Here is a 14,509-nt window from a genome sequence, read left to right as displayed (position 1 = left end):
TTTGTTTGGCTGAAGGCTACCTGAAAAACGGCAGCGGGGAGGTTTCAGGTAGCCTTTCGGCCTTTGCTGCCTGCCAGGCCGAAGTGCCAGGCGCCGACATCGAGGCGCACGCAGAGGTAGCGCCAGAGCAGGGGGCTGCCGGCGGGGAGGGTGGCGGCAAGGGGGCGCAGCAGGGCGGTTTTGGCGGAGTCGGTGAGCAGCAGGGCGGCGTTTACGGCGGTGTGCAGCTGTTCGGGCGTGAGTTCGGCGGCGCGGGTCAGGGCTGCGGCAGCGGGGTGTTGCGCGAGGCGGCCAGTTGGCGGGGTGGGGGCAAGATAGGCTTTGAGCAGCAGCCAGAGGTAGGCTTGCTCGAGGTTGGTGCCGTGTTGGCGGAAGCGGTTGCGGATTTGGTCGAGTAGGGCTTGCAGGACATGGTCTTCCTGCATTACGAGGGCGGGTAGGAGGTGTTCGAGCAGCTCGGTGCTGGGCAGCAGGGGATGCTGCTGCAGGCGGGCGAGCTGCTGCCAAACGAAGGGGCTGATGCCGCCGTTGTGTTCAGTTTGGTGCCAGCGGCTGGCGGGCAGGGTGGGCACCTGGAACAGGCAGAGCAGGGCGGCAGAGGCATATTCGCCATCGTAGGCGGCGGCCAGCCAGTCGGCTTGCAGGGGCAGATATGGGGCAGACGGGCGGTGGCGGTGGATGCGCGCCTGCATCAGGGCCTGCCGCTGGTGGTAGAGGTTTTCGGCTTCTTCGGCTTCGGCGCTCATCAGCTGGGGAGCGGCGAAGCTGAGGTGAACGGGGGAAGGCAGGGTGAGGCTGTCGGCGTCGGCCAGTTCTCCGGCCAGTCGGCGGGCAGCGGCGGCATCAAGCCTGCGGATACGTTCGATAAGCGGCGGGTGGGTGGCGGCGAGGTCGCCGGGGCGGATGCGGCCGAACATCAGGTGGGCGTATTCGGGGCTTCGGGGGAGGAGAGGCGGCAGGAGGTGGTGCGGGCACTTTTGCGCAGCGCTTCGATGAGCGGGGCGGTTTGGCGGGTGAGCTGCACGGCGGAAGCGTCGGCCATAAATTCGCGCTCGCGGCACACGGCGGCCTGCAGCCAGAGGGCAAACACGCTACCCACCGAGCCCAGCGCAATCAGAAGTGCGCCGAGGGCTTGCAGTGGCAGGGTCTGCATGATGATTTCCACGCCGTTGTCGAAAGGATGGTTGTCTACATTTTTGCGGCGGCGGTATTCCAGATAATGTTCATTGTCGCGGCCGTAGAGGAAATAGCGCCCGCTGCTGGCGATGCCCTGCAGGCCGTGCAGCCAGGCGGCCAGGTAGCAGTTGAGGCGCATGTCGCCGTTGCGGATGTGGCTGAATTCATGGGCGACGATGGCTTGCAGCTCGTCGCGCGTGAGCAGGTTTATGGCGCCTTGGGTAACGCCGATTACGGCGCTGCGCGGGCTCATGCCGGCGGCAAAGGCGTTGATGCTGCCATCGCGGCGCAGCAGGTACACCGGCGTGGCGGGCAGGCCGGCGGAAAGCGCGGTTTCCGCCACCACGTTGAGCAGCCGCCGCTCGGCAAAGGTGGCGTTGGCCAGCTGCAAGGCCTTGCCGCCCAGCCGCTTGGCTATCGCTTCGCCGCCGCGCCGCAGTTCACGCAGGCGGTGCAGGCTCAGACCGATGGTGAGCACACACACAAACAGGGCGGGCGGCAGGTAGTACCACCACAGGCTGTGCTGTACTTTGGCGCCGAACAAAAACGGCAGGCTGCCAAGCCCGGCGGAAGTGATGGCGACTGTGCCGATTAGTGCCAGCACATAGAACACCACCAGCCGCACGGTGCGGCGGCGCGATTGCTGCTGGTGGTGGAAGAAGCGCATGGGGAAATCCTGAGTGAAGGGGGAGGAATGTGGCTGAAATTATGATTTCTTCCTAACAAGGTGTCGAGCCGCAGACGGTACAGGCAGTACGGCAAGGTAAGCCAACGCAGTAGGAATGAATCAATATTTTAGCTATAGCTTGAATATAGCCAATCTAGCGGGCGAGGTAAAGGCTACCTGAAAGAGGAGTTTTAACTTCGTTGAAGCTGTGCTTTCAGGTAGCCTTTCTGCCGCTCCACTTGGCAAACCCGCCGTCGTGCTATACCCTTGCCCCGATTCGTTAAACCACCTTGAAGGAACTGAAATGCCTGCCTCCTGCCCGCTGTGCCGTGCCGAAAATGAAACCGTGCTGTGGCAAAACAGCTGCTTGCGCGTGATTGCCGTAAACGACACGCCCGCCGCACCCGCGTTTTGCTGCGTGATTTGGTGCGACCATGTGGCCGAGATGACGGATCTGCCCGCCACAGCTCGGCAGGAAATGATGGCGGCGGTGTGGCGCACCGAAGCGGCGATGCGCCGGGTGTTGCGCCCGGCCAAAATCAATCTGGCCAGCTTCGGCAACCAAGTGCCGCACCTGCATTGGCACGTGATTGCCCGCTTTGAAAACGATGCGTTTTTCCCCGATTCGATCTGGGCCGCGCCACGCCGCGAAGCCGTGCCCACGCTGCCGGCAAACTGGCAGCGGCAAGTGGCCGAGCTATTGGCTAAGGAGGAAGAAACAGACGGGCTGGTATAATGCCCGCCGTCTGCCCAATGCAAAGGCTACCTGAACGCTCCAAGCCGCATTCGGCAATGTGGCAGACAATGATGAAGCCCTGTCGCAAGCCCTGTTTGACTTTGAAGTGCAAAACGGCTGGAGCAGATACGACTGCCAGGCTTTGTGTATCTGCCTGTTCAACGAAAAAGAACAAGAGCGGATGAAACAAGAATTTGATTTGGCATAAACGCTTTCAGGTAGCCCCAAGGCCGCCTGCTTCCCAACACCACCTCAACCGATTAAGGAAACCCCATGCTCCTCCCCCATCTTTCCCGCCGCCGTTTTCTCAGTGCCTCCGCCACCCTGGCCGGTGCAGGCATGTTGCAGGCGTGTAGCACGCCGGCGATGCCCGTGTCGCCGTCCAACCAAAACAACACCGACAGCGGCAATACGTCAGCCCGCCCCACCCGCAGCGGTAGCGGCACCACCTTGCGCGTGGTGGCTCCTTCCGGCTTTGCGCCCCGAGCCGAACAGGCGCAGGCCGGGCTGTTGCGCCTGTATAACGCCGGTTTCACCATCGCCAACCAGCAGGCCGTGGAGCGCCGCAGCCAGCGGTTTGCCGGCACAGACGCCGAACGCATCGCCGATTTCCAAGACGTGGCTTCCGGCAAAGTGCCCACTCCGCAAGTGCTGATGGGCATGCGCGGCGGCTACGGCGCAGTGCGCCTGCTGCCCCATATCGACTGGCCCTTGCTCGGCGCACGCATGCGCGAACACGGCACCCAGCTTTTCGGTTTCAGCGACGTGTGCGCCATCCAGCTCGCCCTGCTCGCCCAAGGCAATATGTGCAGCTTCGCCGGCCCCATGCTTTATAGCGGCTTCGGCAAAGCCCCGCCCTCGGTATACACCATGCAAGCCTTTATCGACGGCAGCACCAGCGCCGATTTGAGTATTCAGGTATCGGAAGTGCAGGCCGCCAACGTGCCCACCCTGCACGGCACCATGTGGGGCGGCAACCTCAGCGTGATTGCCTCATTGGCCGGCTCGGCCTACCTGCCGCAGCCCGAAGGCGGCATCCTCTTCCTAGAAGACGTGGGCGAACAGCCCTACCGCCTCGAACGCATGCTGCAAACCCTGCATCTGGCCGGTATCCTCAAACGGCAGCAGGCTATCGTGCTCGGCAACTTCCGCATGGGCAGCGCGCGCGACGTATACGACGGCGGCTACGACCTCTCCAGCGTGATCCGCACCCTGCGCCGCATCAGCGGCATCCCCGTGCTCACCGGCTTCCCCTTCGGCCACATCAGCGACATCGCCACCTTCCCGCTGGGTGTGCAAACCACCATCCGCGGCAACAGCACCGGCGGCTACAGCGCCTCCTTCAGCGGCCATCCCACGCTCAACCCCGCCGCCCTCACGCTCAACAACCTGCTGCCGCCCCCGCCCTCGTTCGACAGCCCGGCCGCAGCGGAAGACAACAGCGAAGCCAGCGAATAGCCGCAGGATTTCAGGTAGCCATTTCAAAGCAAAAAGGCTACCTGAAAAATAACAAGCAGCAGTATGCATTCTGCCGCCCAATCCCTTGCCAGCCAAGGGCTACCTGAAACCCAAACCATGACCCGCAAAAAAACCGACGCCTTCACCCGCCTCACCCAAGCCCTCGAAGTTTTGCCCAACGTCGGCCCCAAATCCGCCCGCCGCATGGCCTACGAACTGTTGCGCCACAAGCGCGAAGGCACCGCCGAGCTGGCCGCCGCCCTGCAGCACGCCCTCACCGCCGTGCAGCATTGCCGCCTGTGCAACACCTTCTGCGAAGGCGAGCTCTGCGCCATCTGCGCCGACCCCTCGCGCGACGGCCGCCGCCTGATGATTGTGCACCTGCCCGCCGACGTGGCCGGCATGGAAGCCGCCCATTGCCACGACGGCCTCTATTTCGTGCTCATGGGGCAAATCAGCCCTGCGCAGGGCATGGATTTGCAGCACATCGCGCTCGACAAACTCGTTGCCCGCCTGCAAGAGAGCGAAGTGGAAGAAGTGATTATCGCCACCGCCTTCACCCCAGAAGGCAATGCCACCGCCTATGTGTTGGCCGAGCTTTTTAAAAATCTGCCCTACCGCGTGAGCCGACTGGCGCAGGGCATGCCGCTGGGCAGCGAGCTGGAATACATCGACGCTGGCACACTGGCGCAATCCGTGTATGAACGGCGGCTAGTGAAAGAGCAGGGCGGAAAGGGCGAATAGCCAGTGGGCAGGAAAGGAAAAGAGGCTACCTGAAAGGTTCAGGCAGCCTTTTCCGCACACCGACAAGCCGTATTTTATTCTTTATCAAAACTACTTCCGCCCGAAGCTGCTAAAATCCCTCATGCCGCACAGTTTGCGGCGATCAGCATAAAGGAGGCATCTCATGGATCTAACCCGATTAGCCGAACAAACCCGCGCCCTTGCGCTCGATATCCTGCACCAATCCGCCATCGGCGAAGGGCAGATTTTCGTGCTCGGCCTTTCCACCAGCGAAGTGGTCGGCGGCCGTATCGGCAAAAATTCCAATCAGGAAGTGGGCGAAGTGATCGTGAAAACCCTGCTCGACATCCTGAACGAACGCAAAATCTACCTCGCCGTGCAAGGCTGCGAGCACATCAACCGCGCCTTGGCCGTGGAGCGCGAGCTGGCCGAACAATACGGGCTGGAAATCGTGAACGTATTGCCCGGCCTGCATGCCGGCGGCAGTGCGCAGCTGGCCGCCTTCAAATATATGCGCGACCCGGTGGAAGTGGAATTCATCGCCGCCCACGCCGGGCTCGACATCGGCGACACTTCCATCGGCATGCACATCAAACACGTGCAAATCCCCCTGCGCCCGCAACAGCGCGAACTGGGCTCCGCCCACGTCTGCGCCCTGGCCAGCCGCCCGCGCCTGATCGGCGGCGAACGCGCCGGACACTACAAAGACAGCATCCGCCGCGTGTGAAGCCAAGCGGCAGGACAAAGGCTACCTGAAAGCGTGAACCGCAACGCAGTTCAAATCACGGCGCACTTTTCAGGTAGCCTTCAAGCAGCGGGAGAGATGTTTACAATATCTTGTTTTTTGTTACAATCCGATCATCGGCAATACCCTTTTCCCCTTTCAAAACAGACAGGAGCGGCAAGATGAAGCAAACCATGATGAACACGGCAGCGGGCGTGTTGGCGGCGCAGCTTTGGCACAAGGCGTAAGTGAGGGCTATATCAACGAAGAAGTGTTGCGTGGCAATCACGGGATACAACAACAGCCAACCTACTCCGGCCCCGCCGCCGCCGAAATACGCGCCTTGGAGCAGCGCGAGGCGGAAGTGCAAGCCGAAATCGCAGAACTGCGCCGCACGCCGTTTTATGGAGTGGTTGTGTTTGATTTTTCTGCCAGCAAGTTGTTGTGGGTAGCCGGTTTTAAGAGTGAGCAAGTGGCGCGGCAAAAGGCAATGCGCCGGTGCTCGACATCCGATTGCCGAGTGGTGGCGGTATTCAACAACACCTGCGCGGTGCTGACCACGCCAGACAGCGGAGTGAAGGCACCGTCTGATTTATTCTTCGGCTACGACACAGACGACAAACTCGCGGCAGAAAAATCCATGCAGCAATGCGAGCGGGCAAACGGGCGGGGTAATTGTGGATATTCCTCCGTGGCAACTAAACATGGCACGGCATTCTGTACGGGCTACGATTACAGTGCGTACGGGCAGTAGATAAAATCCCCGGTTGGAGGCTGAAAAGGCTACCTGAAATATTTTCAGGTAGCCTTTCCTCTTGCCGCCCCGCCAATGCTGCTACAATGCCCGCCTTCCGAAACCACTCGCCAAAGGCTACCTGAAATGTCTGCCGACCGTTATGCCGTGTTTGAAAACCTAAACGCCCCCGAAACCAGTGCTTTCGCTGCCGCCGAACACGCGCAAACGCAAGCCTGGCTGGAGAGCCGGCCGGATTACGAGCCGCTGCGCCGCGATATTTTGGCGGTGTTGCAAGACGAGCAGCAGATTCCGTTTTGCCAGGAGCACCGCGCGCGGATGTATCACTTTTATCAGAGCGAGGAGTTTCCGAAGGGTGTGTACCGCGTGTGCGGCGCGGCTTCGTACCGCGCCGGGCTGCCGGAATGGGAGGTGTTGTTTTCGGTGGCGGATTTCGATGAGGTGCTGGGTGCGGGTGTGTATTTAGACGGCGTGTCGCACTATGTGGAGCAGCCGAACCGGGTGTTGCTCTCGCTCAGCCCGGGCGGCGGCGATGCGGCGTTTACGCTGGAATTCGATTTGGAAACGCGCCAAGTAGTGCCCAACGGGTTTCACTTTCCGGCGGGCAAAAACCATATTGCCTGGCGTGATGAAGACAGCGTGTGGGTATGCCCGGCTTGGGACGAGCGCCAGCTCACGGCTTCGGGCTATCCGCGCGAGGCGTGGCTGTTGCGGCGCGGGCAGAGCTTTGAGGAGGCGCAGCCGCTGCTGCAAACGGCGGCGGAGTCGGTGTGGGTGCACGCTTGGCGTTATCTGGATGCGCAGGGCGCGCCGCTGGATTTGCTGGAAGAAAGCACGGGCTTTTTCAGCCGCCGTTATTTTCAGGTAGCCTCGGATGGGGCGCTGCTGCCTTTGGGGCTACCTGAAACTTGTGAAATCTGCGGCTATTTGGGCGGCTGGCTGCTGGTGTTGCTCAAGCACGACTGGCAGCGGGCAAATCAAAGCTATGCGGCGGGCAGCCTGGTGGCGGTGAAGCTGAACAAGGGCGTGCTGGGGCAGGCGCAATGTCTGTTTGCGCCGCAGGCGGGGCAGTCGGTGGAGGGAGTGGAAACCACGCGCCATTTTGTGGCCGCTACTTTGCTGGATAATGTTTCAGGTAGCCTCAAAGCCTGGCGTTTGCAGCAGGGGCAGTGGCAGCCGGCCGAAGTGCCCGAGCTGCCGCTGGAAGGGGCGGGCGTGCTGGAGTTTGCCGACCAGCCTTGGGGCGGCGATGTGCTGTATATCGCGGCCAGCAGCTTCCTTTCGCCGCTCACGCTCTATACGCTGGATTTGCAGCGGCAGGAGTGGTGCGTGATGCGCCGCCAGCCTGCGCAGTTTGATCCGGAGGGGTTGGGCGTGCAGCAGTTGCACGCCGTGTCAGCCGATGGCGAGCGCATTCCGTATTACCACGTGGGCAACGGCGAGCCAAACGCGCCCGCGCTGGTGTATGCCTACGGCGGCTTCGGCGTGCCGGAACTGCCGCATTATTTGGGCATCATCGGCCGGCATTGGCTTGCGCAGGGCGGTGCGTTTGTGTTGGCCAACATCCGGGGCGGCGGCGAATTCGGCCCGGCTTGGCACGCTTCCGCCCAAGGCGCGGCACGCAAACATAAAAGCGCGGAAGATTTGATGGCCGTGGCGCAGGATTTGGCCGCGCGCGGTTTGTCTGCGCCCGAACGCATCGTGTTGCAGGGCGGCAGCAACGGCGGGCTGGTGTGCGCCGCTGCTTATTGTGCCGCGCCGCAGAGCATCGGCGGCATGGTGTGCGAAGTGCCGCTCACCGATATGTTGCGCTATCCGCGCCTCTTGGCCGGTGCTTCGTGGCAGGAAGAATACGGTAATCCCGATGCTGAGTCGGATAGAGGCTACCTGAAAAAACTTTCGCCCTACCACAATCTGCACGATGGCCAAACCTACCCGCCCGCCCTCATCACCACCAATCTGAGCGACGACCGTGTGCACCCCGCCCACGCGCTCAAATTCCACGCCCGCCTGCGCGAAATCGGCGTGAACAGCCGCCTCTACGCCCCCGAAACCGGCGGTCATGCGGGCAATGCCTCGCAGGAAGAAGTGGCCGCCGAGCTGGCTGCCGTGCTGGTGTTTTTGCGGCAAACAGTGGGCAAATAGCGGCATGGCTGCAGCGGATACCGGGTTGGCGAATGCCGCAGCGGTTGCCGAAATTTCACTATAAAGGCAGATGCCTGCTATTGCTTGTTTATATCGGCTTTTTGGCGCAGTTTGCAAAGGCCGTGCGCTATGCTAATATGCGCACCGTTGTTTTCAGGTAGCCTCAAATCTTTGCAGGGCACGGATAGCAAAACGCATATAAATCCGTTACAATGCCGTTTTTAGAGAACTACCTTTAAAAATTTTTTCCCCGTTTATTTAAGGACAAGGACCCCGCAATGGAAAATATCGAACAACGTGTGAAGAAAATCGTTGCCGAACAATTGGGTAAGAGTGAAAGCGAAGTGAAAAACGAATCTTCTTTCAGCGAAGATTTGGGCGCCGACTCTCTGGACGTGGTTGAGCTGGTAATGGCTTTGGAAGAAGCTTTTGGCTGCGACATCCCCGATGAAGAAGCCGAAAAAATCACTACCGTTCAACAAGCCATTGACTTTGTTACTTCCCGCTCCAACTAATCGGCAGCAGGTTTAACAGCAGAATATCAGCCTCTGCCCCGGCGCATTTCCCGCCAAGGGCAGGGGTTTTTGTTATTGCGGCCGCTTTTGGGCAGGCCGGAGGATAGATAACTAATCATGAGTCAGAGAAGAGTGGTGGTAACTGGGCTGGGGCAGATTTCCCCGGTGGGCAACAATGTGGCCGATGCCTGGCAAAACCTGTTGGCAGGCGTGAGCGGCATTGGCCGGATTACCCGTTTTGACGCGGGCGAACTGAGCGCCCAAATTGCCGGCGAAGTGAAAGATTTCCAAATCGGCGATTATATCGGCGCCAAAGAAGCGCGCCGCATGGATGCCTTCATCCACTACGGCATTGCCGCTGCCTTGCAAGCCGTGGCCGACGCCGGGCTGGACGATTATCCCGCCCTGGATAAAACCCGTGTGGGCGTGAACATCGGTTCCGGCATTGGCGGCCTGCCTTCCATTGAAGAAACCGGCATTGTGGTGCACGAAAACGGCCCGCGCCGCATCAACCCCTTCTTTATTCCCGGCTCGTTGATCAACCTGATTGCCGGCCACGTCACCATCCTTAAAGGCTATCAAGGCCCCAGCTACGGCATTGTGTCTGCCTGTACCACCGGCGCGCACTGCATCGGCGATGCCGCCCGCATGATTCAATACGGCGATGCCGACGTGATGGTGGCCGGCGGTGCCGAAGGCGCGGTGTGTATGCTCGGCGTGGGCGGTTTTGCCGCCATGAAGGCGTTGTCTACCCGCAATGACGACCCCGCCACTGCTTCCCGTCCGTGGGATAAAGACCGCGACGGCTTCGTGATGGGCGAAGGTGCCGGCGTGCTGGTGTTGGAAGAATACGAACACGCCAAAAAACGCGGCGCGAAAATCTACGCCGAACTGGCCGGTTTCGGTATGAGCTCCGATGCGCACCACATTACCGCGCCCAATGCCGAAGGCCCCGCCTTGGCCGTGGCACACGCCCTGAAAGATGCCGGTCTCAACCCGAGCGATATCGATTATGTGAACGCGCACGGTACGTCTACCCCGCTGGGTGATGCCAACGAAACCACCGCGCTGAAACTTGCCTTCGGCGAACACGCCAAAAAACTGGTGGTTAATTCCACCAAATCCATGACCGGCCACCTGCTCGGCGGTGCCGGCGGTGTGGAAGCCGTGTATTCCGTGTTGGCGCTGTACCACCAAAAATCACCGCCCACCATCAATATCTTCGAGCAAGACATTGAAGGCGGCTGCGATTTGGATTACTGCGCAAACGTTGCCCGCGATCTGCCTATCCGTGCAGCTATTTCCAACTCATTCGGCTTCGGCGGCACCAACGGCACGCTTGCGTTCAAACGTTTTAACGGCTGATTAAACACCGGTATTTAGAGTATAAAAGGCTACCTGAAAACGCAACGAAGCGGAGTTTCTGCAAAGCTAAAACCCGTTTGCCGTTTTTCAGGTAGCCTTTATCACAAGCAACCAACACAGGAGCACACCATGCAAATCTGCATCATCGGCGCCGGCGCTTGGGGCACGGCATTGGCCATCCACTTTGCCCAAAACGGCCAGCAAGTTTGCCTGTGGACACGCGAAACCGAACATGCCGCCGCCATGCGTGCCGAGCGCATCAACTCAGGCTACCTGAAAGATTTCCCCTTCCCTGAAGCGCTCAACATTGCCGACACACCGCCGCCCAAGCCAGAGCTTGTTATCATCGCCACGCCCACCGCCGGCCTGCGCGGCAGCCTGCAAACCATGCGGCAATGGGGTTGGGGTGATATTCCCGTGCTCACTGCCTGCAAAGGTTTCGAGCAAGGCAGCGGCCTGCTGCCGCACCAAGTGGTGCGCGAAGAGCTGCCGGATAACCCGCGCATCGGTATTTTGTCCGGTCCCAGTTTTGCCCAAGAATTGGCGCAACAGCTGCCCTGCGCTGTGACTCTCGCTTCCGACAACACTGCCTGGATTGAATCGCTCGCCGCCGTGCTCAGCTCCGCCGTGCTGCGCCTATATGCCAACGACGATATGGTGGGCGTGGGAGTGGGCGGTGCAGTGAAAAATGTGATGGCCATCGCGGTGGGCATCGCCGATGGCCTGCAATACGGCCTCAATGCCCGTGCTGCCTTGATGACGCGCGGTCTGGCCGAAATCAACCGCCTGGCGCTGGCCTTGGGTGCAAAGCAAACCACCCTGATGGGTTTGGCCGGCATGGGCGACCTGATCCTCACCTGCACCGGCTCGCTCTCGCGCAACCGACAAGTCGGCCTCAAACTGGCCGAGGGCAAACCGTTGCCCGTGATTTTGTCCGAACTCGGCCATGTGGCCGAAGGCGTGTACACCATCCGAGAAGCTGGTGCGCAGGCGGCCAAACTTGGTATTGAAATGCCCATCACGCGCATCCTGAACGAGCTTTTAGACGGCCGTGTTGATGTGAATGATGTGGCCGAGCGACTGATGCTGCGCGAAATCCGCAGCGAATAATCACCGCCGAACCTATCTTGCCATCGTAATGCGAGCGGATTTTAAAGAAGGTATTTAATTATATTTTCCGGTGCTTGTTCCGTATGGCGCAAGTTTCAGTATAATGCGGCCAGGTTGCTGATTCTGGCAGCCAGAGATTTAGCAAGAGACAGATTCATGAATAATCAACTTGAACATTTGCAAAATTCCATCGAAACGCTGGTGAGCCGTTATCAGGCTGCTGTGCGTGAAAAGCAGGCGCTGAGCAAGAAAATCAGCGAGATGGATGCGGCATGGCAGAAACAGCGCCATGACCATCGCGCTACCATGGATGGCTTGCAATTGGCCTACAGCGAAAGAATGTCGCGCCTGGAGCATGAGCTCTCCAGCCAGATTGAAGCTTTGCAGCAAGAAAACGCCGTTTACCGCAAGCTATTGGAGCAAAGTGCCGCGGATATCCGCGCCTTGCTACAACGCTTGCCGGTGCCCGCCGCCAAGGAGCAGGTTGTATGAGTATCGAACAAGTCAATGTAGATATCCTAGGCCGCCAGTTCAACATCGGCACGCCCAACAGCGAGAAAGAAACCCTGCTGCAGGCAGTGCATATGTTGAACCAGAAAATTGGCGTGATCCAATCTTCCGGCCGGATTGTGGAAACCGACAAGATCGTGATTATGGCTGCGCTGAACCTCACTCACGACCTGCTTAAAATGAGCGCGAAAGACGGTTTGGCAATTGGCGAAATTGAGCGTAGAATAAGTGCCATGATAGATAGTTGCGATAAAGCACTTGATTTGGAAAAGTAAACCGATTATTCCTCTTTATAACCCTGCGGTGTTTGTGAAGGCACACTATTCCTTTGAACCAATAATTTCGCTTCAGGCTGCAGATTGAGTGGTGGGCGTGCGCGTTCCTCGTGGACGTACCCGAAACTGCCGGAAGTGGCCAACCTTGATTCGAGGTTCAAGCGAATCGAGCCAAAGCGGCATTCGCGGGGTTACCCAAAGTAAAAGCCGGCATCCAAGATGCTGGTTTTTACTTTGGTGGCAAGGTTTTCAGGCGGCCTTAACTTGAATAGAGACTGTCTGAAAAGGCTAATTCCGACCGACCCACTCGGCCAATGCAATATGTTAAAATATAGCTAAAGCATATTTTTCATACAGAGCGATCCAACGCAGTATGAAGAAAGTAAGTATTTTAGCTATAACTCTTATTCCCACACTCAAACACACACCAACCACCATGGCACTCCTGCAAATCGCCGAGCTTGGCCTCTCTGCCGTTTCACATCAACATCGCCTAACCGTCGGCATCGATCTGGGTACCACCAATAGCCTAGTTGCCACCGTGAAAAGTGGCTATGCCGCCTGCCTGCCTGATGAAGAAGGCCGCTTTCTACTGCCTTCGGTGGTGCGCTATGGTACAGACGGGCAAATCATCACCGGCCAGGCCGCCCTGCAAAGCCAAACTGCCGACCCGGCCAACACCGTCAGCTCCGCCAAACGCCTGATCGGCCGCAAATTGGAAGACATCGATACCAGCCATCTGCCCTACCGTTTCGGCCAATCTAACCAACTTATCGACCTGCATACCCGCCAAGGCTCAAAAACGCCGATCGACGTATCCGCCGACATCCTGCGCGCACTCAAAGCCCGCGCTGAACAGAGCCTTGGTGGCGAGCTGGTGGGTGCGGTCATTACCGTGCCGGCCTATTTTGACGATGCTCAGCGCCAAGCCACCAAAGATGCTGCCCGCCTGGCCGGGCTGAACGTGCTGCGCCTGCTCAACGAGCCCACCGCAGCCGCCATCGCCTACGGGCTGGATAATGCTGCTGAAGGCACATTTGTGGTGTACGACCTCGGCGGCGGTACCTTCGACGTATCCATTTTGCAGCTCTCCAAAGGCCTGTTTGAAGTGAAGGCTACCGGTGGCAATTCCGCGCTTGGTGGTGACGATTTCGACCACCGCATGCTGTGCCACCTGATTGAAGTGAATCGTCTTTCTATCACCAATGCCCAAGACAGCCGCCTGCTGCTCAGCCTGGTGCGCCGTGCCAAAGAAGAGTTTAGCAGGCTACCTGAAAGCCGTATTCAAGCCGTGCTAAGCGATGGTACATCGATCGATACCATCTTCACCCGTACCCAATTCCATGCCCTTACCCAGCACCTCGTGGCACAAACCCTTGTGCCGGTGAAGCAGGCGTTGAAAGACGCCGGCATCAGCAAAGGCGATATCGGCGGCGTGATTATGGTGGGTGGTGCCACCCGTATGCTGCATGTGCAACAGGCCGTGGCCAACTTCTTCGGCCAAACCCCGCTCACCAACCTAGATCCCGACCAAGTGGTCGCACTCGGCGCCGCCATGCAGGCCGACGTGCTGGCCGGCAACAAGCGCGACAGCGACTGGCTATTGCTCGACGTTACCCCCCTCTCGCTCGGCCTCGAAACCTACGGCGGGCTGGCCGAAAAAATCATCCCGCGCAACAGCACCCTGCCCACCGCCCGCGCCCAAGAATTCACCACCTTCAAAGACGGCCAAACCGCCATGACCATCCATGTGGTGCAGGGTGAGCGCGAACTGGTGGCCGATTGCCGCAGCCTCGCCAAATTCACCCTGCGCGGCATTCCGCCGATGGTGGCTGGTGCTGCCCGCATCCGCGTAACTTTCCAAATCGATGCCGACGGCCTGCTTTCCGTGTCTGCTCGCGAGCAAACCACCGGTGTGCAGGCGCAAATCGAAGTGAAACCCTCCTACGGCCTCGACGACGAAACCATCACCCGTATGCTGGCCGACAGCATCAGCCATGCTGGCGGCGATGCCGCCGCCCGTGCCCGTACCGAAGCCGTGGTGGAAGCCGAAAGCCTGATTGATGCAGTGGAAGCCGCGTTGGAGCTGGACGGCGACCTGCTCGATGAGGGCAGCCTTGCCGCCATTCGCGCCCAAATCGCCACCTTGCAAAGCCTGCTTCCTGAGGCTGAAGCCAACCCCATCCGCAACGCCACCGCCGCCCTTGCCGCCGGTACCGACGACTTCGCTGCCAAACGCATGGACCGCAATATCCAGCGCGCCCTCACCGGTCAGCGGGTGGAAGATATGGCGTGAATAAGGCAGAGTTTGATAGAGGCTACCTGAAAAC

The 14,509-nt window shown here is 59.5% G+C and carries 15 protein-coding genes and 1 other RNA gene; 14 read left to right on the top strand and 2 right to left on the bottom strand.

The window, feature by feature from the left end:
- Window positions 1-44 precede the first annotated feature (44 nt).
- The gene (locus tag A7P97_RS10825) at window positions 45-917 is read right to left on the bottom strand and encodes a hypothetical protein (RefSeq protein WP_067529562.1); all 873 of its coding nucleotides are present in this window, start codon (window positions 915-917) and stop codon (window positions 45-47) included.
- Window positions 917-1,843, bottom strand: coding sequence for a M48 family metalloprotease (locus A7P97_RS10820; RefSeq protein ID WP_067529560.1), 927 nt, complete (start codon window positions 1,841-1,843; stop codon window positions 917-919). Before A7P97_RS10820 ends, A7P97_RS10825 begins: the two co-directional genes overlap by 1 nt.
- A gap of 304 nt (window positions 1,844-2,147) precedes the next feature.
- On the opposite strand from A7P97_RS10820, the gene A7P97_RS09085 reads away from it, so the two are divergent.
- The 14 genes from A7P97_RS09085 (at window position 2,148) to hscA (ending at window position 14,475) form a co-directional block, all read left to right on the top strand.
- On the top strand, window positions 2,148-2,579 hold the full coding sequence (locus tag A7P97_RS09085) for an HIT family protein (protein WP_067529558.1): 432 nt from the start codon (window positions 2,148-2,150) through the stop codon (window positions 2,577-2,579).
- Between the two features lie 58 nt (window positions 2,580-2,637).
- A complete protein-coding gene (locus A7P97_RS10265; RefSeq protein ID WP_156497507.1) occupies window positions 2,638-2,787 on the top strand; it encodes a hypothetical protein in 150 nt (49 codons plus the stop codon).
- A gap of 65 nt (window positions 2,788-2,852) precedes the next feature.
- Window positions 2,853-4,037 (top strand): LD-carboxypeptidase, encoded by a 1,185-nt coding sequence (locus tag A7P97_RS09080; protein WP_067529555.1) that lies wholly within the window; start codon window positions 2,853-2,855, stop codon window positions 4,035-4,037.
- Window positions 4,038-4,154: 117 nt separating this feature from the next.
- Window positions 4,155-4,781 carry a recombination mediator RecR gene (recR, locus tag A7P97_RS09075; protein WP_067529637.1) on the top strand — a complete coding sequence of 209 codons (627 nt, stop codon included), beginning with the start codon at window positions 4,155-4,157 and terminating at the stop codon, window positions 4,779-4,781.
- A 163-nt stretch (window positions 4,782-4,944) separates the two neighbouring features.
- Window positions 4,945-5,508, top strand: a complete 564-nt coding sequence (locus A7P97_RS09070; protein WP_067529553.1) for a TIGR01440 family protein — start codon at window positions 4,945-4,947, stop codon at window positions 5,506-5,508.
- A gap of 229 nt (window positions 5,509-5,737) precedes the next feature.
- Window positions 5,738-6,259, top strand: coding sequence for a DUF4189 domain-containing protein (locus A7P97_RS09860; RefSeq protein ID WP_197474144.1), 522 nt, complete (start codon window positions 5,738-5,740; stop codon window positions 6,257-6,259).
- Between the two features lie 126 nt (window positions 6,260-6,385).
- Window positions 6,386-8,404, top strand: coding sequence for a prolyl oligopeptidase family protein (locus A7P97_RS09060; RefSeq protein ID WP_067529550.1), 2,019 nt, complete (start codon window positions 6,386-6,388; stop codon window positions 8,402-8,404).
- A 278-nt stretch (window positions 8,405-8,682) separates the two neighbouring features.
- Window positions 8,683-8,919, top strand: a complete 237-nt coding sequence (gene acpP / locus A7P97_RS09055) for an acyl carrier protein (RefSeq protein ID WP_003824915.1) — start codon at window positions 8,683-8,685, stop codon at window positions 8,917-8,919.
- Between the two features lie 117 nt (window positions 8,920-9,036).
- Complete coding sequence (gene fabF / locus A7P97_RS09050) at window positions 9,037-10,284, top strand: beta-ketoacyl-ACP synthase II (RefSeq protein ID WP_067529548.1); 1,248 nt, start codon at window positions 9,037-9,039, stop codon at window positions 10,282-10,284.
- Window positions 10,285-10,413: 129 nt separating this feature from the next.
- On the top strand, window positions 10,414-11,394 hold the full coding sequence (locus tag A7P97_RS09045) for an NAD(P)H-dependent glycerol-3-phosphate dehydrogenase (protein WP_067529546.1): 981 nt from the start codon (window positions 10,414-10,416) through the stop codon (window positions 11,392-11,394).
- 114 nt (window positions 11,395-11,508) lie between these two features.
- On the top strand, window positions 11,509-11,886 hold the full coding sequence (locus tag A7P97_RS09040; RefSeq protein WP_156497506.1) for a hypothetical protein: 378 nt from the start codon (window positions 11,509-11,511) through the stop codon (window positions 11,884-11,886).
- Entirely contained in the window at window positions 11,883-12,179 is a 297-nt protein-coding gene (locus tag A7P97_RS09035) for a cell division protein ZapA (RefSeq protein ID WP_067529543.1), read from the top strand. The genes A7P97_RS09040 and A7P97_RS09035 overlap by 4 nt, the downstream gene beginning before the upstream one ends.
- A 17-nt stretch (window positions 12,180-12,196) precedes the next feature.
- Window positions 12,197-12,375: non-coding RNA, 6S RNA (gene ssrS / locus A7P97_RS09030), on the top strand.
- A 240-nt stretch (window positions 12,376-12,615) separates the two neighbouring features.
- Complete coding sequence (gene hscA / locus A7P97_RS09025; RefSeq protein ID WP_067529541.1) at window positions 12,616-14,475, top strand: Fe-S protein assembly chaperone HscA; 1,860 nt, start codon at window positions 12,616-12,618, stop codon at window positions 14,473-14,475.
- Window positions 14,476-14,509 lie beyond the last annotated feature (34 nt).

It is taken from the genome of Eikenella sp. NML070372 (genome assembly GCF_001648415.1).
GTDB lineage: Bacteria > Pseudomonadota > Gammaproteobacteria > Burkholderiales > Neisseriaceae > Eikenella > Eikenella exigua.
This window is presented reverse-complemented; position numbering and strand designations above follow the sequence as displayed.

Coding starts and splice junctions, on each gene's coding strand:
- hscA (WP_067529541.1), top strand. CDS start 12,616: ATGGCACTCCTGCAAATCGCCGAGCTTGGCCTCTCTGCCGTTTCACAT.
- A7P97_RS09085 (WP_067529558.1), top strand. CDS start 2,148: ATGCCTGCCTCCTGCCCGCTGTGCCGTGCCGAAAATGAAACCGTGCTG.
- A7P97_RS10825 (WP_067529562.1), bottom strand. CDS start 917: ATGTTCGGCCGCATCCGCCCCGGCGACCTCGCCGCCACCCACCCGCCG.
- A7P97_RS09035 (WP_067529543.1), top strand. CDS start 11,883: ATGAGTATCGAACAAGTCAATGTAGATATCCTAGGCCGCCAGTTCAAC.
- A7P97_RS09045 (WP_067529546.1), top strand. CDS start 10,414: ATGCAAATCTGCATCATCGGCGCCGGCGCTTGGGGCACGGCATTGGCC.
- A7P97_RS09060 (WP_067529550.1), top strand. CDS start 6,386: ATGTCTGCCGACCGTTATGCCGTGTTTGAAAACCTAAACGCCCCCGAA.
- acpP (WP_003824915.1), top strand. CDS start 8,683: ATGGAAAATATCGAACAACGTGTGAAGAAAATCGTTGCCGAACAATTG.
- A7P97_RS09070 (WP_067529553.1), top strand. CDS start 4,945: ATGGATCTAACCCGATTAGCCGAACAAACCCGCGCCCTTGCGCTCGAT.
- A7P97_RS10820 (WP_067529560.1), bottom strand. CDS start 1,843: ATGCGCTTCTTCCACCACCAGCAGCAATCGCGCCGCCGCACCGTGCGG.
- recR (WP_067529637.1), top strand. CDS start 4,155: ATGACCCGCAAAAAAACCGACGCCTTCACCCGCCTCACCCAAGCCCTC.
- fabF (WP_067529548.1), top strand. CDS start 9,037: ATGAGTCAGAGAAGAGTGGTGGTAACTGGGCTGGGGCAGATTTCCCCG.
- A7P97_RS09080 (WP_067529555.1), top strand. CDS start 2,853: ATGCTCCTCCCCCATCTTTCCCGCCGCCGTTTTCTCAGTGCCTCCGCC.